The sequence below is a fragment of the Pseudomonas sp. B2021 genome, assembly GCF_018135665.1.
In the GTDB taxonomy this organism is placed as follows: Bacteria; Pseudomonadota; Gammaproteobacteria; order Pseudomonadales; family Pseudomonadaceae; genus Aquipseudomonas; species Aquipseudomonas lactis.
The window spans coordinates 1,744,847-1,761,327 of sequence record NZ_SMOF01000001.1; the positions used below are offsets into that span (position 1 = coordinate 1,744,847).

A 16,481-nucleotide genomic window follows, 5' to 3' on the forward strand; every position below is an offset into this window, starting at 1 on the left:
GCTCTTGCCCCACCACTCGGCACCTCGCTTAGGCTCGGTGTGCCCGTAATCCGCCAGTGATTTGGGGGGCCGCCGCCACGCGCCATCCATGGCGCGGGGCGGCTAAACCGGCATCCCTGCCGGTTTACCCCCCAAATCCCTGTCGAATTCCGGCCAGCGTGGTTTGACGGGGCGCTTAAGATCAAGATCAAGATCAAAAGCAGATCAAGATCAAGGGCGGCTCGCTTCGCATCGTGGTTACCGTCGGCTGCGACAACTTACAAAGTTGTGTAGTTTTGATAGGCGCAGCCTCCAGCGGCACGCGTTAAGCTACACGCCTAATGCATTCAAGCATCAAGCGTGCGGCGTGCCGCTGAGGTCCTTTCATGAGAGTTCTGTTATTCGGCGCCACCGGCATGGTGGGCCAGGGTGTGCTGCGCGAGTGCCTGCTGGCGCCTGATGTGCAGGAAGTGGTGGCCGTGGGCCGCACGCCCTTGACCCAGGAGCACGGCAAGCTGCACCAGGTGTTGCACAGCGACATGCTGGATTTCCAACCCCTGGAAAACCTGTTGCAAGGTTTTGATGCGTGCTTCTTCTGCCTGGGTGTTTCGTCGGCGGGCATGAAAGAAGCGCGCTATACCCACCTCACCTATGACCTGACCCTGGTGGCGGCCAGTACCCTGGCGCGGCTCAATCCGCAGATGGCCTTTATCTATGTGTCCGGCGCTGGCACGGACAGCTCCGAAGCCGGCAAGTCGATGTGGGCGCGGGTCAAGGGCAAGACCGAAAATGCCTTGCTGCGCCTGCCGTTCAAGGCGGTGTATCTGTTCCGTCCGGGGATCATCCAGCCGTTGCACGGCGTACGTTCGAAGACGCCGTTGTATCAATCTTTCTACAGCGTGCTCGGGCCGGTGCTTTCGTTTGTGCGGCGACTAAAGCCGGACTGGGTGGTGAGCACCGAGACGGTCGGCCGTGCGATGTTGCAGGCGGCCAGCCAGGGCGCGCCGCAGCCGGTGGTGGAGCAGGCGCAGATCAATCGCCTGGCGGCTGAGCGCCGCTGAACTGAATCAATGCCACGCCGCCGATCAGCAGCAATGCGCCCAGTACCCGCGAGGTTGTCAGTTGGCGTTCCACCAGGCCGAACAGGCCGAAATGGTCCAGTAGCAACGAGGCGAGAATCTGCCCGGCCATGGCCAGCGCAATGAAGCCTGATGCGCCGAGCTTGGGCAGCAGCATCAACGCCAATGAAATGAAACACACGCCAAAGGCACCGCCGGCCCACATCCACAACGGTGCCTTGCTGATAAAGGCCAGGCTCGGCAGAGGCAAACGCAGCGCCACAATCACCGGCAGCAGCACGATGATGCTTACCAGCAACGACGCCAAGGTGGCCCACAAAGGATGGCCCAGCCCGCGCCCGAGGTTGGCGTTGATCGCACTTTGAAACGGCACCACTGCACCGGCGAACACCGCCAGCGCCAACAAACCTACCCAATGCAACACCGTCATCTCGACGCTCCCAGAAGTTTTGCTGGACTCTAGGTTATTCGTCGAGCAAATTTAAATTCCAAATTCTTATGCTGGGCATGCAGCTGATGAATGATCTGCGCCGCATCGACCTTAACCTGTTGGTGGTCCTCGACGCCTTGCTCAGCGAGCAGCACGTCACCCGCGCCGCCGAGCGCCTGCACCTGAGCCAGCCGGCGGTCAGCCATGCGTTGGCGCGGCTGCGCGATATGCTGGGCGACCCGCTGCTGATGCGTCAGGGCGGCACGCTGGTGCCAACCGCGCGCGCCTTGGAGTTGGCGGCACCCTTGGCCGAAACCCTGGCGCAGGTGCAGGCCTTATTGACGCCGAATCGTTTTGATCCCACTTCTGCCAAACGCCGCTTTCGCGTGGCGATGTCGGATTACAGCGCAGCGATTTTCCTACCCGGCCTGGTTCGCGTCCTACGCCAGGAAGCGCCCGGTATCGACTTGCAGATCATCCAGGCCAGCCGCGAAGGCATGGTCGACGGTGTGCTCAATGGCGACCTCGACCTGGTGGCAGGTGTATTTCCCGACATGCCCGCCGAACTGCGCACCACGCCGCTGTTCGAAGAGCATTACACCTGCCTGGTCGACCGCGACAGCCTTGCGCCAAGTGGGGTGCTGGACCTGCCGGGCTACCTGTCGCGCCCCCATGTACTGCTGGAGATGCGCGGCAGCGGCACACCGGAAATCGAACGGGCACTGACGGCCATTCGTGAACGCCGCCATGTGGCGATCAGCCTGCCGCATTGGGGGGTGGCGCCGCAGTTGATCCAGGGCACGGATTTGATTCTGACGGTGTCGTCCCGGGGTTTATTGAATATCGACGCTCGGCAATTGCTGGCCGTGCCACCGCCCTTTCATATCCCGTCGTTTGCCTTTGAGCTGGCCTGGCATACGCGGCGGGGTGGGGATGCAGGGTTGCAGTGGTTGATTGAGCGGGTGGTGGGGCTGGTTGATTAGGCTCCTGTTACCAGGCTTTCGGAGGTTGACGACGTGTATGAAAAATCCGCATTACTTGTAGTCGCCCCTCTCGAATTCGGTAAGGAACAATGTAGGGCCATCGGGATACAACCCACTCGCGAGTCCCCGGCACTCGTCCCTCTTTCCCCATCGCGGGAAACGCGGCGACCTGTTCCAGACCACTTAGAATTGCCAGGACAAATTCATGGGCTGCTTTGGGGTTTTCTTCGGCAGTATAAGCCGCTTCATCGTCAAGATTTCTGAGGGCTGCCCTCAGCCACTCAACCTGCATTGGCGCGCCATTTATCAGCGACCGCCTTTACCTCGGCAGCCGTGGCGAAATCCCCCGCATCCGCTTCTTTCACGGCTTTCTGGATTTCTTCGATTTGCCAGGCTTCGCGGGCCAGGTATTCGCGTAATGCGTCAACGGCCAGAAAGGATTTGCTGCGACCGGTAGCCTTGGCGAGACTGGCGAGGGTATCGGCGACGTCTTCCGGTATACGTAGGGACATAACAGACATATGAACCTCGATGTAGTGATGTGTAGTGCAACATACTACATCGTCATTACCGCCACGGTTTGCCCCGCTCGTCAGGCGTATGACGATCAAGGAGAACAGTCATGCTTTCTGGATTCAACCACCTGACCCTGGCCGTCACCGATGTGCCGCGCAGCGTCAGTTTCTATCACGACCTGCTGCGCCTGCAGCTCGACGCAACCTGGGACCACGGTGCCTACCTCTCACTGCCTGGGCTTTGGCTGTGCCTGTCGCTGGACCCGTTGCGTTCGACTACTGCGGCGGTGGATTACACCCACTATGCCTTCACTGTCGATGCTGCCGATTTCACTGCCTTGGTCGAACGCCTGCGTGCTGCCGGCGTACGGGAGTGGCGAGACAACCGCAGCGAAGGCGCATCGTTTTATTTCCTCGATCCCGACGGCCACAAGCTGGAGGCCCATGTCGGCGATTTGGCCTCGCGCCTGCAAGCCTGTCGTGCCAAGCCCTATGCTGGAATGAAGTTTTACCCGTCGCGGTGAAGCATGCAGAATCAATCACCTTTTAGCGTCTGTCGGAGCGTCTATCCATGACTCCATCCTTGCTGTTCGCCGTGCTGGCTTCGGGTTTTATCTACGGCATTACCCCTGGCCCCGGTGTCCTGGCCGTATTCGGCATCGGTGCGGCCCGTGGCCGGCGTGCCGGGGCAGGATTCTTGTGCGGTCATTTGCTCGGCGATGTGGTGTGGTGCAGCACGGCGCTGATAGCCATCGTCGGTGCGCGGGAAGTCGGCAGCAGTGCCTTTGATGTGCTCGGCGTACTCAGCGGGGTGTATTTGTTCTGGCTCGGCTGGCGTGCGATCCGCACCCAACGCCGCAACAGCGATGCCCCTCAGGGCGCGGCGCGTCATCCGTTCTGGCACGGCATTCTGTTTGGCTTGACCAACCCCAAGGCGTATCCGGTGGCCGTGGCGACCTTCACTGCGTTGCTGTCCAGCCGGGCCGAGCTGTTGACTTGGTCGATGCTGCCGACCTTGATTCTGCTGAGCTTTATCGGTGGCTTGCTGGCCTACGCGATCCTGATCGGTGTGGTGGGCGCCCAACGGGTGCGGACGCTGTATCAACGCCACGAAATTCTCATCACCAGACTCTGCGGCGTGATGTTTATCGGCTTCGCCCTCAATGCCCTGGCGCACGCATTGCCGGGCCTGTTTGGCAGCAAACCGGCCTGAGGCGACGACTGCCGTTCGTCGCACAGGGAAGTTTTTTCTAAACCTTTGCCGCCCTGAAAATTCCAATTCAGGGCGAGGAGTATACTCCCGCGCCTATTTTTGCCCTGGAGGAACCCATCATGAGCCGCATGGCTATCCGGTTACGCACCGCCAGTTTCGCGATGCTGCTGGGCCTCGGCGCCAGCAATGCTTTCGCCCAGTCGCCTGCAGAATTCATCGAGCAGGCTTCGGCCAAAGGCATGGCCGATATCGAAACCAGCCGCATGGCCCACGCCAAGACCTCGTCCCAAGAGATCAAGGACTACACCATCGAGGTCATCAACGAGCGCACCCTGGCCAACCAGCACTTGGCGGCGATTGCCAAGAAGCTTGATTTGCCTGTGGCCCCACGGGAGAAGATCGTTGATAAGGCCGAAACCCTGATGCCTGAACTCAAGGACGGCGATTCGTTTGACGCTGCCTATACCGCGCAGCAGGTCAAGGAGAACGAAGATGCCATCGCCCTGTTCCAGAAAGAAGGTGCGGCGTCGGATGTACCAGAGATAAAAGCGTTGGTGGATGAGACGCTGCCCAAGCTTGAAGAGCGCCTGCAAAAAGCCCGGGCCCTGGCCTCGACCTACGGCAAGGGCCATCAAGGCGACGGTTGAGGCTGCTGCCTGATATGAAAAACGGCGGTTGGAGAGAATCCAGCCGCCGTTTTTTATGCCGAGTTCAGGCCCGTTCTGGACGCGGCTTGTTCAATGTAGCGCTATAACGCCAGTTCCCCCTGACCGGTGCCTTCCAGCGCCAATAAATACTGCTTGGCCGCCAGCCCGCCCGCGAAACCGGTCAAGCCGCCAGAAGCACCAATCACCCGGTGGCAGGGCGCAATGATTGAGATGGGGTTGCGCCCATTCGCCGCGCCGACAGCGCGCACGGCTTTGGGGTTGCCGATCTGCTCGGCGATCTGGCTGTAGCTGCGGGTTTCGCCGAAGGGGATGGTCAGCAGTGCCTGCCAGACCTGCTTTTGGAAGTCAGTGCCCGTGAAGTCCAGCTCCAGCTCGAACTGGTTACGTGTTCCGGCAAAGTATTCCTTCAATTGGCGTTCGGTTTCTCGCAGCACCGGGCTGTCGTTGGCCTCGATCAATTCACCCAGGCGTACGCGATTCGCACGTTCCACTTCCCAGAGGATGGCGCTGAGTTTGCCATCGCGCGCCACCAGGGTGAGCTCACCGACGGGGGAAGGCATGAGCTTGTAGTGGTAAGTCATCGGCAGGCTCCTTGAAGGGGCGTGAAGGGGGACGACGTCACTGTAGTTCCATCAGAGTGCCTGGAAACTACGTTTCTTGCGGTCAAATTTTGCGCTCGTCTAGAAATTCCAGTAAACCCAATCGGCGTAGTAGGGGTAACAGTAAAGCCACGAGATTATGTAGAGCGCCTTCAGCGCAGATGCAGTGCTTAGCATGAACGCAGAAATGATATTGAGCAGGGTGATAATCAAAGCCAATACTGCCACGCGGCGGCTCGCATGACGCCAGGCCAGGCTCACCCCGTAAGCCGACGCGGCAATCACGCCTATTTCCAAGAGTAATCCGAGAGGAAAGGGCAGCCTTGCAAACGAGGCCAGCAGTGGCAACACCAACACCCAGCCGACGACTTGGCGCAGGATGATCTTGGGTGTGTTTTTTTGGGTGTCCAGCATTGCCATGTGTCCGAACTCTTGGCCGATGAGCCTACATCATCGCGGGGTGTTGCCGTCCTTGCCGTAAGATTTTGTTTAGGCGTAACTACCGTTCCTGTTGCAATACCTTGAGCGCAGCGGACGCCAGGAATCCCGAGCGGCTTTTTTCCTGTGGATGATTCAACACGTACTCATCGATGCGATTCAACAGATAGCCGGGCAGGGTGATGTTGAGCTTTTGAGCTTTGCCCAGATATTTGGTCACGTCGATGTCCACCACAGCCCACGTGCAACCGGTGTACTGAGGGTTGGCGGCGTGCACGGTGACTTTTTGCGCGCTGGGGATCGGCGCGCCATCTTCTGCGAGGATCTCGAAGTGCCCTTCGATGGCTTCGCGGGCCATGGCCATGGCATCGTCCAGATCATCGCCGGCTGAATAACAGCCAGGAATATCCGGGACTTCCACGCCCCAGGCGTGGTCCGCGTCGCCCGTTGAAATTGCGATGGGGTAAAGCATGCTCTTGCCCTCCAGGGACGGTTAGCTCAGCAGAGCCTGTTTCAAAATGCTCTTGGCGGTTTTATCCAGCAGGTCCTTTTTGGGGTGAGGGATCGTCACGAGCCCCGGCTTTGTCGGGTGCTTGAAGTGATGATGGCTACCTCGGATGCGCACCAGATACCAACCGTCTGCAACGATGTGTCCTATCAAATACCGGCTATCCACATCACCTCCTTGTGGTGTGTGTTGGTGGAGACTATAACCACTGCTATAAAATTATCAACACTCTACCTACCAACGGTTGATGTCCGAGATTTCGATAGGTGTTGAATGAAGTGTATGGGCGCACAGAAATGGCGCCGCTTGGAGGTATTACGAGGTGCTTCACGCCCTCAGGCTCGACTGCCGAGCAGCAGATGAGCGCTGGAGGCTAAATTATTGGTATAAAAAAACCGGTCACCAAGGACCGGTTTTTTGTGCATCCTGCGCCAGAACCCTCCTGACGCAAGTGCAAATCTGAGTGGAGCGGGTAGAGGGAATCGAACCCTCAACTAAAGCTTGGGAAGCTTTCGTTTTGCCACTAAACTATACCCGCTCAGAGCGGCTGACTTTGTACCAGATGTTCGGCTGGATTTGAAGTTTTTCTTTGAAAAATGTGAGAGTTGCGTGTGGCGAGCAAGCTTGCTCGCCACAGTGTCAGGCTTGATTTCAAAGCGCCCATGCATGCTGCGCCTGGCCCTGGCTATATCGCAACGGGCTGGCGGGCCGCTGCCCTTTCAAGAAGCCCACCACGGCCTCACGGCTATCGCGGCATGCGGCTTTATGTTCCATGTCCAAGAAGTGTCCCGTCGCCTGGATAGTGCTGAAGCTGCTCTTGGCGACATGCTGGCCAAACAGCTTGGCGTCGTCTGCGCTGGTGTATTCGTCCCATTCTCCGTTCAAGAACAGCACCGGAATGTCGATCTGTCTGGCGGCCTTGAGGTAGCACTGCCGGTCGCTGTTGAGCACGTGGCTGATGTGAAAATGCATCTGCCCATATTCGTGTGCGGCCAGGCTGCTGACATGGCGGTAGTTGAAGCGCTTGAACAGCGACGGCAGGTGCTTGCCGAGGGTGCTGTTGACCAGGTGGCCGACACGGTCGCGGTCGAGGTTGCCCAGGTAGTCGACGCCACGTTCGAGGTAGTCACGCATGGGCGCATTGATCACCGGCGAGAATGAGCTGATCACGGCTTTTTCCACCCGACGGGGTCGCTGGGCGAGGGCAACCAACGTGGCTGCGCCGCCCCAGGAGAAGGACAACACGTGTTCAGCGGCGAAGTGGTCGAGCAGTTCCAGGAGGATCTGGCCTTCGACTTCCTTGGTCAGCATGTGCTCATGACGGTTGTGGATTTTGGAACGGCCAGCGTAGGGCTGGTCGTACAACACCACATTGAATTGCGGGTACAGGCTTTTCACGGTTTGAGCGAAGGACGCTGTGGTCGCCATGGAGCCGTTAACCAGGACGATGGTCTTGGCCGCTGCGTCCGCGCGATAGAACTCCGTGTACACCCGAAACTGACCCTGTATATCCAGCACAGCGATTTCTGGCCTCATGTCGTAAGACTCCTGGCAAGCGGGTAGTGCGCGCAGATCACTCTGCACGAGCTTTATGACAGGTAGGCATACGCCTGGAAAATGAGGGCCCATGTCGGTCCGATGACGGCTGGCCGGCGGGTGTTGTTATGGCGGGCGGTTTGCCGGGAAGGCCCGGGTATCAAGCGCGGGCGAGGCAAGGTGTTTCTTGGAGGTTATAGGGCGACTCGTCAGTCATCATCTGGCTGAAGCCTTGATTCAAGCAGCACCGAAAGCAGGTCGCAAGGCAAGCGGCTGGTTTTTTGCCATCACCGGCTGAACGGTCGTCAGACTTGTCGGATTTCGTCGTCAGTCAGTGGCCGATACTGACCCGGCGCAAGCGACGTATCCAGCACCAAGGGCCCCATTCGCTCGCGGTGCAGGCCGGTCACCTTGTTATCAAAATGCCCGAACATGCGCTTCACCTGATGATAGCGGCCTTCGATGATGCTCAACCGGGCCGTTCTGGGGCTCAGCAGTTCAAGTTCGGCAGGTTGGGTAGTGAGATCTTCAAAAGCGAAATACACGCCTGCCGCGAACGTCTGTGCGTACTGCGGGCCGATGTCCTGTTCGGTTTGCACATGGTAAACCTTGGGCAACTTGGTCTGCGGTTGCGTGAGACGCCGTGACCATTGGCCGTCGTTGGTGATCAGCATCAGGCCGGTGGTGTTGAAATCCAGGCGCCCGGCGATATGCAGGTCGGCTTTGTCTGGTTCGTCCAGCAGGTCCAGGACCGTGGGGTGTTGCGGGTCTGATGTGGCGCTGACGCAACCCTGAGGTTTGTGCAGCATGAAATAACGCGCCGGCTTGCCCGCTTGCAGGATTTCACCGTCCACGCAGACCTGGCTGAATTCACGTACGTGATGGTGCGGATCGCTGACTGCAACACCCTCGACGGTTACCCGGCGCTCCGCCAGCAACAGGCGCACTTGCTTGCGATTGAACTGTGGCAGGTTGCTGAGGAAGCGATCAACGCGCATGGCGGTTACGCAACTGTTCGTCCACTTGGGCGCAGCGTGGGCACAGGCAGGCTTTATTGCGCAACTCATCCGGCAGGGCTTCAAGCACCGCCGGGTTGATGATGACGCTGTAGCACCAGCAGGCCTGGTCGACGGTACGCGGGTCGGCCAGGGAGCAGTCGTTGCGGGCACCGCAGGCGGGGCAGAGGGTCGGTGTGGTCATGGGTCGGTTCAGAAGGGAATCGGGTAGGGCGCGTTAGTTATTGCACGATACAGCGCGGCTGCGCGGCATTCCATCACCATGGCTTTTTGGCGAGGCTTCACTTCGTCTGAAACAGATGTTTCCACTTGTGTCGCGAACGCACCAGATTCGGTTTTTGATGTCAGATGTTTCGTCATTCAGTGAAGGCTGAATGCCGCTCGCCAGCGTCGCTGGAGGAGCTCTTCCGCGGTCCAGGAGGCCGCCATGTATCGACGACTGCTGCTTATCGCTTTGCTCGGCCTGACCCTTTCAGCCTGCGTGCCCTACTACGATGGAGGCGCTACCTACTATCGCTCCGAGGTCTACACCGCACCGGCGCCAGCCTACTACTACGGCGGCCCGCGTTATTACCCTTCTGGGCGCAGCTATTACGCGCCAGCGCCTCGCTACTATGCGCCGCAGCCTCGCTACTATTCGGCGCCGCGCTACTACCAACCGGCCCCGCGCTATTACCCTCGCGCCGGCTACCGGCCCTACCCAAATCAGGGGTGGGGCGACCGCTGGGGCAATGGCGGGCGTGGACGTGGTTCCGACCACGGAGGTGGCCGCGGCGGTCACCGTTAAATATCTTGAAAAACAAGCGGCGCATCATGCGCCGTTTTTTATAGGTACCGTATGTCCGTACTGTCAGATTTAACAGCTATCTTTGAGGCGCTAGCTGTACTTCACTAACGAGAAGCCTTGTGCTTTTGCGTGGTGAGACTGAGCAGATGGAATCCCTATGTTCAAACAATTGATTTGCGTGCTCCTGCTGATGAGCGGCTTCATTGCATCGGCAAGAGCGGAGCAGGGCTGTCCTTATACGACGCAGATCGTGTACGCCGATGGCCATTATCGCGCCCAGGACAATGGCCTGCGCTGGCAAAGTCCGAAGGTAGCGTCGCGTGGTGTTGTCGACGGGTTCATTGGCGCAGTCTTCATGCCGGGCGACGGCGAGGAGAGAGGAAACGGCTACATGGACAAGTGCATCTACCGCACCAGCTGGAACGGGGTAGTAGTGTTGAGGCCAAGCAGGGGCAATGAGATTATCAACATGTCGTTGACCAGCTCCTTGTATTGGAAGCTGCAGCCCGATGCGTTCGAGTTGCCGGTGTATACGTGCGTGGACAGCCAACCGGACAATTGCGCGTTCAAGGTCAACGACAAACGTACAGACCTGTCAGTAGTCAGATAAATCTGCCAGAGGATTCCTACCTTCCCAAGCCTTGTCAAAGTGCGCTTGCACCACTGCATCCGGCAGTGTGTTGATATCCGGCCAGTGCCAATGAGGCGTCTGGTCTTTGTCGATCAGGCGCGCCCGAACGCCTTCGGCGAACTCCGGATGACGGCAGCAGTTGAGGCTCAGGGTGTATTCCATCTCGAACACCTGGGCCAGGGATAGGTGGCGCGCGCGCTGGAGCTGTTCCCACACCAGATGCGCCGTCAGCGGGCAGCCCTCGCTGAGGGTTTTGCCGGCGCGGTTCAATAGCGGGTCGCTGTGGTCGCGCAGCAGGCTCAAGGCACGCCAGGCACAGCGTACATCTCCGACATCCAGCCATTCGTCGATTTGTGCGCGGCGCGGTAGCCATTGCGCTTCGGGTTGATCGCTGACCGCCTCCTGGCCCAGGGCCTTTAGCAGGCTGTTGAGTTGCATCGCGCTCTGTTCCTGCCAGTTCAGTTGCAACAGGCCATCGAGCAATTCGTCTTGCTGGTCATCGCGCAGGAAGCGATCGGCCAGGCCCAAGTCCAGCGCGTCACGACCGTTGATATGGGCGCCGGTGAGGCCCAGGAACAGGCCGAGTTTGCCTGGCAGGCGGGACAGGAACCAACTGGCCCCCACATCCGGGTACAAGCCAATGCTGATCTCGGGCATGGCCAAACGACTGCTCGGCGTAACGATACGCACGGCGGCGCTTTGCAACAGGCCCATGCCACCGCCCAATACATAACCGTGGCCCCAGCAGATCAACGGTTTGGGGTAGGTGTGCAGGCGGTAGTCAAGACGATATTCAGCGGCAAAAAACTGCGCGGCCAGAGCCGGAACTTCGCCGGGCTGCTCACGGCATGCCTGGGCCAGGCTGCGCACTTCGCCACCGGCGCAAAAGGCTTTGGGGCCGTTGCCGCGCAGCAGCACGCAGACGATCTGCGGGTCTTTGGCCCAAGCCTCCATGCGCTCATCCAGGGCCAGGATCATCGGCAGGGAGAGGGCATTGAGGGACTTTGGCGCGTCCAGGCTGGCGATGCCGATGCGAGCGCCGCCACTGCCGGTCAGTTCTTCGAAATGCAGGTTCATCGTGACCTCAATCGAGAAGGTGAAGGATGAGTATGATCCCTTCGTGGGAAAGTGCCGGTGCTGTGTCAGATCAATTGACAAGCGGGGTAGGCTTTCCTAGGGTTCGCCTCATTCTTTTTTACAAGACAATTGAACTATGACCGATGGCGACCGTATCAAACTCGAACCCAGCTGGAAACACGCCCTGCGCGATGAGTTCGAGAAGCCCTACATGGCGCAATTGCGCGAGTTTCTGCGCCAGGAACATGCCGCTGGCAAAGAGATCTACCCGCCCGGCCCGTTGATTTTCAATGCCCTTAATTCCACGCCCCTGGACAAGGTCAAGGTGGTGATCCTCGGCCAAGACCCCTACCACGGCCCTGGCCAGGCCCACGGCCTGTGCTTCTCGGTACAACCGGGCGTGCCGGCGCCGCCGTCGCTGGTCAATATCTATAAAGAGCTCAAGCGCGACCTGAACATCGACATCCCCAACCACGGTTACCTGCAAAGCTGGGCCGACCAGGGCGTGCTGATGCTCAACACCACCATGACCGTGGAGCGCGCCAACGCCAACGCCCATGCGGGTAAGGGCTGGCAGTTTTTTACCGATCGAATCATCGAAGTGGTCAGCGAGCATCAGCCGCACTTGGTGTTCCTGCTGTGGGGCGCCCATGCTCAAAGCAAGCAGAAGCTCATCGATGCCACCAAGCATCTGGTGCTGACGTCGGTGCATCCGTCACCGTTGTCGGCGTATCGTGGGTTTCTGGGCTGCGGGCATTTCAGCCGGACCAACAAGTTCCTTGAGCAGAATGGCGAGGCCCCCATCGAGTGGCGTTTGCCACCGGTCTGAGGCCTGGCACATTCAGAATGTGGGAGGGTTTAGAGAGGGGCTGGCTGACGGTTCCAGTGCCGAAACAAAGGCTCGGCCAAAAATAGCACGAACAACAGGCGCATCACCTGCATCGCCGTCACCAAGGGCACCGACAGCTGCAGGGTTTCAGCCGTCAGGCTCATCTCAGCGATACCGCCTGGCATCATGCCCAGGGTCAGTGATCGCAGGTCGAGGTGAGTGAGGGCGCTCAAGCCCACCGCCGCCAATGTCGCCAGCAGCATGGTCAATGCCGTGCCAATCAAGGTGCGGCCCATGAACGACGGTGCCCGACGAAAGAACTGCCGATTGAAGTGGCAACCCAAACCGCTGCCGATCAACCATTGGCCGATCTGGCTGCCGCCGTCTGGCAGGCCGATGTGCAAATCCCAGGTCACGCTCGCCACCGCACTCACCAGCAATGGTCCGAACAACCAGGGGTTGGGTTGGCGCAAGCGTTGCCAGCCCCAGGCGACCAGCGCACCCACCGGAAACAGCAGGGCCAGCCAGGCCCAGTCTACGGGCGCCGGATGAAACTGCGGCGCGCCGCCTCCGAGCAAATACTTGAAGATCGCCGGCACACACAGCACCACCACCAGCACTCGCAGGCTTTGCCCGGCCGCAACCCGGCTGAGCACCGCGCCATTGCGGGCGCCGAGGTTGACCATCTCGCCGGAACCGCCCGGCATGCTGGAGAAAAACGCCGTGGCACGGTCTTCACCGCTGCGGCGCATCAACCACACGCCCACCACGCTCGACAAGCTGGTGACCAGTGCGCCGAAGAAGATCAGGCCGAAATGGCTCATCACCTGCTCGATCACCACCGGGGTGAAGTGCAGGCCGATGCCGATGCCCACCACCCATTGGCCGCATTTGCGCCCGCCGGGAATCTCCGCCAACTGCCAGGGCGTGAGGCACCGCACCAGGATGATCGCCAGCAACGAGCCGACCATGTACGGCAAAGGCCAGCCCACCAGGCTGGCCAGGTAACCGCCGGCCAGGCCGACCAGCGGTGTTCCCCACCAATGTTTAAAGGTGACCTCAGACATCGGCCAGGGCACGACGCTGTTGCACGCGTTTACGCCAGATACGCAGCAGCGGTACAAGCAGCATGATTGCGGTGAGTACCCAGACGCCAAAGGTGATCGGGCTCGACCACAGGATTTCCAGCGCACCGTTGGAGATCGACAGCGCACGGCGCAGGTTCTGCTCCATCAGGCCGCCGAGGATAAAGCCCAGCAGCAGCGGCGACAGCGGGAAGTCCAGCTTGCGCAGGATGTAGCCGAAGATGCCGATGGCGATCATCAGGAACAGATCGAAGGTGGTGGCATGCACGGCGTACACGCCAATCGCGGTGATGATGGCGATCACCGGCACCAGCGCCCAGTTCGGCACGGCGAGGATACGGGTGAAGATGCGGATCATCGGGATGTTGAGCACCACCAGCATGATGTTGGCAATGAACAACGACGCGATCAGGCCCCACACAATGTCCGGTTGCTGTTGGAACAGCAGCGGGCCAGGAGTGATGTTGTACAGCGACAGGGCGCCGATCATCACCGCTGTGGTGCCCGAGCCCGGAACACCGAGGGTCAGCATCGGTACCATGGCGCCGCAAACCGATGCGCCAATCGCGGTTTCAGGGGCGGCCAGGCCGCGCATGTCGCCTTGGCCGAACTTGCCGCTCGCGCCTGCGATGCGTTTCTCGGTCATGTAGGCAACGGCCGACGCCATGGTCGCACCGGCACCCGGCAACACGCCGATGATAAAGCCCGACACACCGCAACGCAGGTTCACGGTGAGTACCGACAAGGCTTCCTTGGCGTTGAACATCATGCGCCCGGTGGCTTTCACTGCTTCCTGGCCACGGTGGGTTTTTTCCAGCAGCAGCAGAATCTCGCTGATGGAGAACAGCCCCAGTACCAGCACCACGAACTGGATGCCGTCGGTCAGGTGAATATTGTCGCCGGTAAAGCGGTACACACCGCTGTTGGCGTCGATGCCCACGCAGGAAAGGAACAAGCCGATCAGCGCCGCAACAAAAGTCTTCAGCGGTTTGTCACCGGCCATGCCGCCCAGGCAGACAATCGCAAACACCATCAATACGAAGTATTCCGCCGGGCCGAACGCAATCGCCCACTTGGCCAGCAGCGGGGCGAACAGCACCATGCCGCAGGTGGCGATAAACGCGCCGATGAACGAACTCCAGGCCGACAACGACAGTGCCACGCCAGCCAGGCCTTTGCGGGCCATCGGGTAACCGTCGAGGGTGGTCATCACGGTGGACGCTTCGCCCGGGATGTTCAGCAGAATCGAACTGATGCGGCCACCGTATTCGCAGCCCAGGTACACGGCTGCCAGCAGGATCAGCGCCGACTCGGGCGGCAAGCCCAGGGCGAAGGCGATGGGGATCAACAGCGCCACTCCGTTGATCGGGCCCAGGCCCGGCAACAGGCCGACCACGGTGCCGATCAAGGTGCCGCACAACGCGGTCACCAGGTTATAGGGGCTCAGCGCAACGCCGAAACCCTGGCCCAAATAGCCAAAAGTATCCATATCAGTTCTCCAGAACGTCGAGCAGGCCGAGGGGCAACGGTACGTCCATGGTTTTATCGAACAGCAGATAAAGACCGACGCTCATCAAGGTGATGATCACCACGCTGGGCAACCAGCGGCCGCCATACAGCCGTGCCATCGGAATACCGATCAGCATGCTGCTGAGAATGAAGCCCAAGGATTCGAACGTGCCGGCAAACACCAGCAGCAGGGCCACACAGATGCCGATCTTGATCAACGTGGGTTGGTCCAGTGCGGGTTCATCGTCGGTGTGTTTGGTCGCCTGCGGGCGAATCATCATGTAGATGAGCGCCAGGCCCATCAGCCCGAGCAGCAGCAGGGGGAAGGCCCTGGGCCCCACGGGTTCGTAGGAAAAGGCCGCCTGATATGGCCAGGCCATCAGTGCCAGGCCGATACAGGCCAGTAACAGCACCGCGGCAAAAATGCGTTGTAAGAGCATAGAAAACTCCAAGGCCCCTCTTGTAGGAGCGAGCTTGCTCGCGAAAAACGTCAACGATGACGCCGGCCATCCTGGATGCACACGGTGTACTTGCGTTCTTCGCGAGCAAGCTCGCTCCTACAGGGGCATTACACAAAAAGAGGGGCGATTACTGGATCAGGCCGAACTCTTTGGCCAGCACTTTGTAGTCAGCCACCTGCTTCTTCACGTAGGTGTCCAGCTCCTGGCCGGTCATGGCAAACGGGAACAGCTCGCGCTGGTCACGCAGCTTGGCGAACTCCTCGGAAGCCAGCAGTTTGTCGAAGGCGGCTTTCCACCAGGCGTAGTCTTCATCGCTGACCTTTGGCCCCAGGTAGAAGCCACGCACCACCGGCCAGACGATGTCGTAGCCTTGCTCTTTGGCGGTCGGAATATCCTTCATTTCCGGCTCATCCAGGCGCTTCTCGGAGAACACCGCCAGCAGGCGCATGTCGCCGCTCTGGATATGCGGCATGGAGTCGGAGATGTCGGTACTGCCCACTTGGATGTGACCACCCAGCAAGGCTGTGGCGATTTCACCGCCGCCCTCAAGGGCGACGTAACGCAGCTCGCGCGGGTTGATCCCGGCGGCCTTGGCAATCAGTGCGGTTTGCATCCAGTCCTGGCTGCCGACGGTGCCGCCGGAGCCGATCACCACGCTGCCTGGGTCTTTCTTCAGGGCTTTGACCAGGTCGTCGAGGGTCTTGTAGGGCGAATCGCTTTTCACCGCGATGGCGCCATAGCTGGTGCCCACTGCCGCCAACCAGCGCACGGCGCTTTCATCAAAACGGCCGAACTTGCCCTGGGCCAGGTTCAGCAGCGAACCGCTCGACCAGGCGACCAGAGTACCGGCGTCCGCAGGGCGCTGGGCGACCACTGCGTTGTAGGCCACTGCGCCCACGCCGCCGGGCATGTAGGTCACACGCATCGGTTTGGTCAGCAGCTTTTGGTTTACCAGCGCGCTTTGCGCCAGCTTGCAGGTCAGGTCAAAACCACCGCCAGGGGAGGCCGGGGCGATGCATTCCGGACGCTTGGGTTCGTCGGCGGCCAGCAGTTGGCCGGCGAACAGCATGCAGCCGGCGGCGAGGGCAAATTTACGCAGTGAAAGGGTCATGGTGATCTCCATCGTTGTTGTTATGAG

At 59.9% G+C, this 16,481-nt stretch carries 23 protein-coding genes and 1 tRNA gene; 8 read left to right on the top strand and 16 right to left on the bottom strand.

The genetic code is table 11. From position 1 onward, the window contains the following. Positions 1-365: 365 nt before the first annotated feature. Positions 366-1,040: an NAD(P)H-binding protein gene (locus E1K68_RS07820; RefSeq protein WP_003189392.1), complete on the top strand. Its 675-nt coding sequence runs from the start codon at positions 366-368 to the stop codon at positions 1,038-1,040. Here E1K68_RS07820 and E1K68_RS07825 read toward each other — a convergent pair. Beyond that, positions 1,012-1,488, bottom strand: a complete 477-nt coding sequence (locus tag E1K68_RS07825; RefSeq protein WP_069557927.1) for a DMT family transporter — start codon at positions 1,486-1,488, stop codon at positions 1,012-1,014. The genes E1K68_RS07820 and E1K68_RS07825 overlap by 29 nt on opposite strands. A 68-nt stretch (positions 1,489-1,556) precedes the next feature. Between E1K68_RS07825 and E1K68_RS07830 the strand changes: the two genes are divergently transcribed. Continuing rightward, complete coding sequence (locus tag E1K68_RS07830) at positions 1,557-2,471, top strand: LysR family transcriptional regulator (RefSeq protein ID WP_192001991.1); 915 nt, start codon at positions 1,557-1,559, stop codon at positions 2,469-2,471. Positions 2,472-2,478: 7 nt separating this feature from the next. Here E1K68_RS07830 and E1K68_RS07835 read toward each other — a convergent pair whose 3' ends face one another. Together E1K68_RS07835 and E1K68_RS07840 are read right to left on the bottom strand one after the other, a co-directional pair. Beyond that, the gene (locus E1K68_RS07835; protein WP_192001990.1) at positions 2,479-2,763 is read right to left on the bottom strand and encodes a type II toxin-antitoxin system RelE/ParE family toxin; all 285 of its coding nucleotides are present in this window, start codon (positions 2,761-2,763) and stop codon (positions 2,479-2,481) included. Then, the gene (locus E1K68_RS07840) at positions 2,753-2,992 is read right to left on the bottom strand and encodes a ribbon-helix-helix protein, CopG family (RefSeq protein ID WP_032900450.1); all 240 of its coding nucleotides are present in this window, start codon (positions 2,990-2,992) and stop codon (positions 2,753-2,755) included. The genes E1K68_RS07835 and E1K68_RS07840 overlap by 11 nt, the downstream gene beginning before the upstream one ends. Positions 2,993-3,093: 101 nt before the next feature. Between E1K68_RS07840 and fos the strand changes: the two genes are divergently transcribed. The 3 genes from fos to E1K68_RS07855 all read left to right on the top strand — a co-directional run bounded on the left by fos (position 3,094) and on the right by E1K68_RS07855 (position 4,846). Beyond that, positions 3,094-3,510 (top strand): fosfomycin resistance glutathione transferase, encoded by a 417-nt coding sequence (gene fos / locus E1K68_RS07845; protein ID WP_003189399.1) that lies wholly within the window; start codon positions 3,094-3,096, stop codon positions 3,508-3,510. A gap of 47 nt (positions 3,511-3,557) precedes the next feature. Next, positions 3,558-4,199 carry a LysE family translocator gene (locus tag E1K68_RS07850; RefSeq protein WP_003189401.1) on the top strand — a complete coding sequence of 214 codons (642 nt, stop codon included), beginning with the start codon at positions 3,558-3,560 and terminating at the stop codon, positions 4,197-4,199. Positions 4,200-4,318: 119 nt separating this feature from the next. Beyond that, a complete protein-coding gene (locus tag E1K68_RS07855) occupies positions 4,319-4,846 on the top strand; it encodes a DUF4142 domain-containing protein (protein WP_003189402.1) in 528 nt (175 codons plus the stop codon). A gap of 101 nt (positions 4,847-4,947) precedes the next feature. On the opposite strand, the gene E1K68_RS07860 is transcribed toward E1K68_RS07855, so the two are convergent. From E1K68_RS07860 to E1K68_RS07895, 8 genes are all read right to left on the bottom strand, one after another. Further along, the gene (locus E1K68_RS07860) at positions 4,948-5,448 is read right to left on the bottom strand and encodes a methylated-DNA--[protein]-cysteine S-methyltransferase (protein ID WP_034135071.1); all 501 of its coding nucleotides are present in this window, start codon (positions 5,446-5,448) and stop codon (positions 4,948-4,950) included. 99 nt (positions 5,449-5,547) lie between these two features. After that, a complete protein-coding gene (locus E1K68_RS07865) occupies positions 5,548-5,880 on the bottom strand; it encodes a hypothetical protein (RefSeq protein ID WP_212614879.1) in 333 nt (110 codons plus the stop codon). Between the two features lie 85 nt (positions 5,881-5,965). Next, the gene (locus tag E1K68_RS07870; RefSeq protein ID WP_034135072.1) at positions 5,966-6,376 is read right to left on the bottom strand and encodes a type II toxin-antitoxin system HicB family antitoxin; all 411 of its coding nucleotides are present in this window, start codon (positions 6,374-6,376) and stop codon (positions 5,966-5,968) included. A gap of 21 nt (positions 6,377-6,397) precedes the next feature. Next, positions 6,398-6,580 (bottom strand): type II toxin-antitoxin system HicA family toxin, encoded by a 183-nt coding sequence (locus E1K68_RS07875; protein ID WP_003189411.1) that lies wholly within the window; start codon positions 6,578-6,580, stop codon positions 6,398-6,400. Positions 6,581-6,876: 296 nt separating this feature from the next. Continuing rightward, positions 6,877-6,950: transfer RNA gene (locus E1K68_RS07880), tRNA-Gly, on the bottom strand. Between the two features lie 113 nt (positions 6,951-7,063). Beyond that, positions 7,064-7,948, bottom strand: coding sequence for an alpha/beta hydrolase (locus E1K68_RS07885; RefSeq protein ID WP_094775371.1), 885 nt, complete (start codon positions 7,946-7,948; stop codon positions 7,064-7,066). Positions 7,949-8,253: 305 nt separating this feature from the next. Continuing rightward, on the bottom strand, positions 8,254-8,946 hold the full coding sequence (locus E1K68_RS07890) for a 16S rRNA pseudouridine(516) synthase (RefSeq protein WP_003189418.1): 693 nt from the start codon (positions 8,944-8,946) through the stop codon (positions 8,254-8,256). Further along, positions 8,936-9,148, bottom strand: coding sequence for a cysteine-rich CWC family protein (locus E1K68_RS07895; protein WP_057710821.1), 213 nt, complete (start codon positions 9,146-9,148; stop codon positions 8,936-8,938). Before E1K68_RS07895 ends, E1K68_RS07890 begins: the two co-directional genes overlap by 11 nt. 243 nt (positions 9,149-9,391) lie before the next feature. On the opposite strand from E1K68_RS07895, the gene E1K68_RS07900 reads away from it, so the two are divergent. After that, the gene (locus tag E1K68_RS07900; RefSeq protein WP_019818497.1) at positions 9,392-9,751 is read left to right on the top strand and encodes a hypothetical protein; all 360 of its coding nucleotides are present in this window, start codon (positions 9,392-9,394) and stop codon (positions 9,749-9,751) included. A gap of 157 nt (positions 9,752-9,908) precedes the next feature. Continuing rightward, a complete protein-coding gene (locus tag E1K68_RS07905) occupies positions 9,909-10,361 on the top strand; it encodes a DUF3757 domain-containing protein (protein ID WP_032900451.1) in 453 nt (150 codons plus the stop codon). On the opposite strand, the gene E1K68_RS07910 is transcribed toward E1K68_RS07905, so the two are convergent. Next, positions 10,347-11,459, bottom strand: coding sequence for an enoyl-CoA hydratase/isomerase family protein (locus E1K68_RS07910; RefSeq protein ID WP_003189421.1), 1,113 nt, complete (start codon positions 11,457-11,459; stop codon positions 10,347-10,349). The genes E1K68_RS07905 and E1K68_RS07910 overlap by 15 nt on opposite strands. Positions 11,460-11,595: 136 nt before the next feature. Between E1K68_RS07910 and ung the strand changes: the two genes are divergently transcribed. Then, a complete protein-coding gene (gene ung, locus E1K68_RS07915) occupies positions 11,596-12,288 on the top strand; it encodes a uracil-DNA glycosylase (RefSeq protein ID WP_003189424.1) in 693 nt (230 codons plus the stop codon). Positions 12,289-12,317: 29 nt separating this feature from the next. On the opposite strand, the gene E1K68_RS07920 is transcribed toward ung, so the two are convergent. The 4 genes from E1K68_RS07920 to E1K68_RS07935 all read right to left on the bottom strand — a co-directional run bounded on the left by E1K68_RS07920 (position 12,318) and on the right by E1K68_RS07935 (position 16,460). After that, on the bottom strand, positions 12,318-13,355 hold the full coding sequence (locus E1K68_RS07920; protein WP_034135075.1) for an AbrB family transcriptional regulator: 1,038 nt from the start codon (positions 13,353-13,355) through the stop codon (positions 12,318-12,320). Then, positions 13,348-14,862 carry a tripartite tricarboxylate transporter permease gene (locus tag E1K68_RS07925; RefSeq protein ID WP_003189428.1) on the bottom strand — a complete coding sequence of 505 codons (1,515 nt, stop codon included), beginning with the start codon at positions 14,860-14,862 and terminating at the stop codon, positions 13,348-13,350. Before E1K68_RS07925 ends, E1K68_RS07920 begins: the two co-directional genes overlap by 8 nt. Before the next feature lies 1 nt (position 14,863). Next, positions 14,864-15,322 (bottom strand): tripartite tricarboxylate transporter TctB family protein, encoded by a 459-nt coding sequence (locus tag E1K68_RS07930; protein ID WP_003189430.1) that lies wholly within the window; start codon positions 15,320-15,322, stop codon positions 14,864-14,866. Between the two features lie 148 nt (positions 15,323-15,470). Beyond that, positions 15,471-16,460, bottom strand: coding sequence for a tripartite tricarboxylate transporter substrate binding protein (locus E1K68_RS07935; protein ID WP_169855587.1), 990 nt, complete (start codon positions 16,458-16,460; stop codon positions 15,471-15,473). Positions 16,461-16,481 lie beyond the last annotated feature (21 nt).

Coding starts and splice junctions, on each gene's coding strand:
- E1K68_RS07855 (WP_003189402.1), top strand. CDS start 4,319: ATGAGCCGCATGGCTATCCGGTTACGCACCGCCAGTTTCGCGATGCTG.
- E1K68_RS07840 (WP_032900450.1), bottom strand. CDS start 2,992: ATGTCTGTTATGTCCCTACGTATACCGGAAGACGTCGCCGATACCCTC.
- E1K68_RS07830 (WP_192001991.1), top strand. CDS start 1,557: ATGCTGGGCATGCAGCTGATGAATGATCTGCGCCGCATCGACCTTAAC.
- E1K68_RS07825 (WP_069557927.1), bottom strand. CDS start 1,488: ATGACGGTGTTGCATTGGGTAGGTTTGTTGGCGCTGGCGGTGTTCGCC.
- E1K68_RS07920 (WP_034135075.1), bottom strand. CDS start 13,355: ATGTCTGAGGTCACCTTTAAACATTGGTGGGGAACACCGCTGGTCGGC.
- E1K68_RS07930 (WP_003189430.1), bottom strand. CDS start 15,322: ATGCTCTTACAACGCATTTTTGCCGCGGTGCTGTTACTGGCCTGTATC.
- E1K68_RS07865 (WP_212614879.1), bottom strand. CDS start 5,880: ATGCTGGACACCCAAAAAAACACACCCAAGATCATCCTGCGCCAAGTC.
- E1K68_RS07910 (WP_003189421.1), bottom strand. CDS start 11,459: ATGAACCTGCATTTCGAAGAACTGACCGGCAGTGGCGGCGCTCGCATC.
- E1K68_RS07900 (WP_019818497.1), top strand. CDS start 9,392: ATGTATCGACGACTGCTGCTTATCGCTTTGCTCGGCCTGACCCTTTCA.
- E1K68_RS07885 (WP_094775371.1), bottom strand. CDS start 7,948: ATGAGGCCAGAAATCGCTGTGCTGGATATACAGGGTCAGTTTCGGGTG.
- E1K68_RS07860 (WP_034135071.1), bottom strand. CDS start 5,448: ATGACTTACCACTACAAGCTCATGCCTTCCCCCGTCGGTGAGCTCACC.
- ung (WP_003189424.1), top strand. CDS start 11,596: ATGACCGATGGCGACCGTATCAAACTCGAACCCAGCTGGAAACACGCC.
- E1K68_RS07850 (WP_003189401.1), top strand. CDS start 3,558: ATGACTCCATCCTTGCTGTTCGCCGTGCTGGCTTCGGGTTTTATCTAC.
- E1K68_RS07820 (WP_003189392.1), top strand. CDS start 366: ATGAGAGTTCTGTTATTCGGCGCCACCGGCATGGTGGGCCAGGGTGTG.
- E1K68_RS07870 (WP_034135072.1), bottom strand. CDS start 6,376: ATGCTTTACCCCATCGCAATTTCAACGGGCGACGCGGACCACGCCTGG.
- E1K68_RS07835 (WP_192001990.1), bottom strand. CDS start 2,763: ATGCAGGTTGAGTGGCTGAGGGCAGCCCTCAGAAATCTTGACGATGAA.
- E1K68_RS07895 (WP_057710821.1), bottom strand. CDS start 9,148: ATGACCACACCGACCCTCTGCCCCGCCTGCGGTGCCCGCAACGACTGC.
- E1K68_RS07925 (WP_003189428.1), bottom strand. CDS start 14,862: ATGGATACTTTTGGCTATTTGGGCCAGGGTTTCGGCGTTGCGCTGAGC.
- E1K68_RS07890 (WP_003189418.1), bottom strand. CDS start 8,946: ATGCGCGTTGATCGCTTCCTCAGCAACCTGCCACAGTTCAATCGCAAG.
- fos (WP_003189399.1), top strand. CDS start 3,094: ATGCTTTCTGGATTCAACCACCTGACCCTGGCCGTCACCGATGTGCCG.
- E1K68_RS07905 (WP_032900451.1), top strand. CDS start 9,909: ATGTTCAAACAATTGATTTGCGTGCTCCTGCTGATGAGCGGCTTCATT.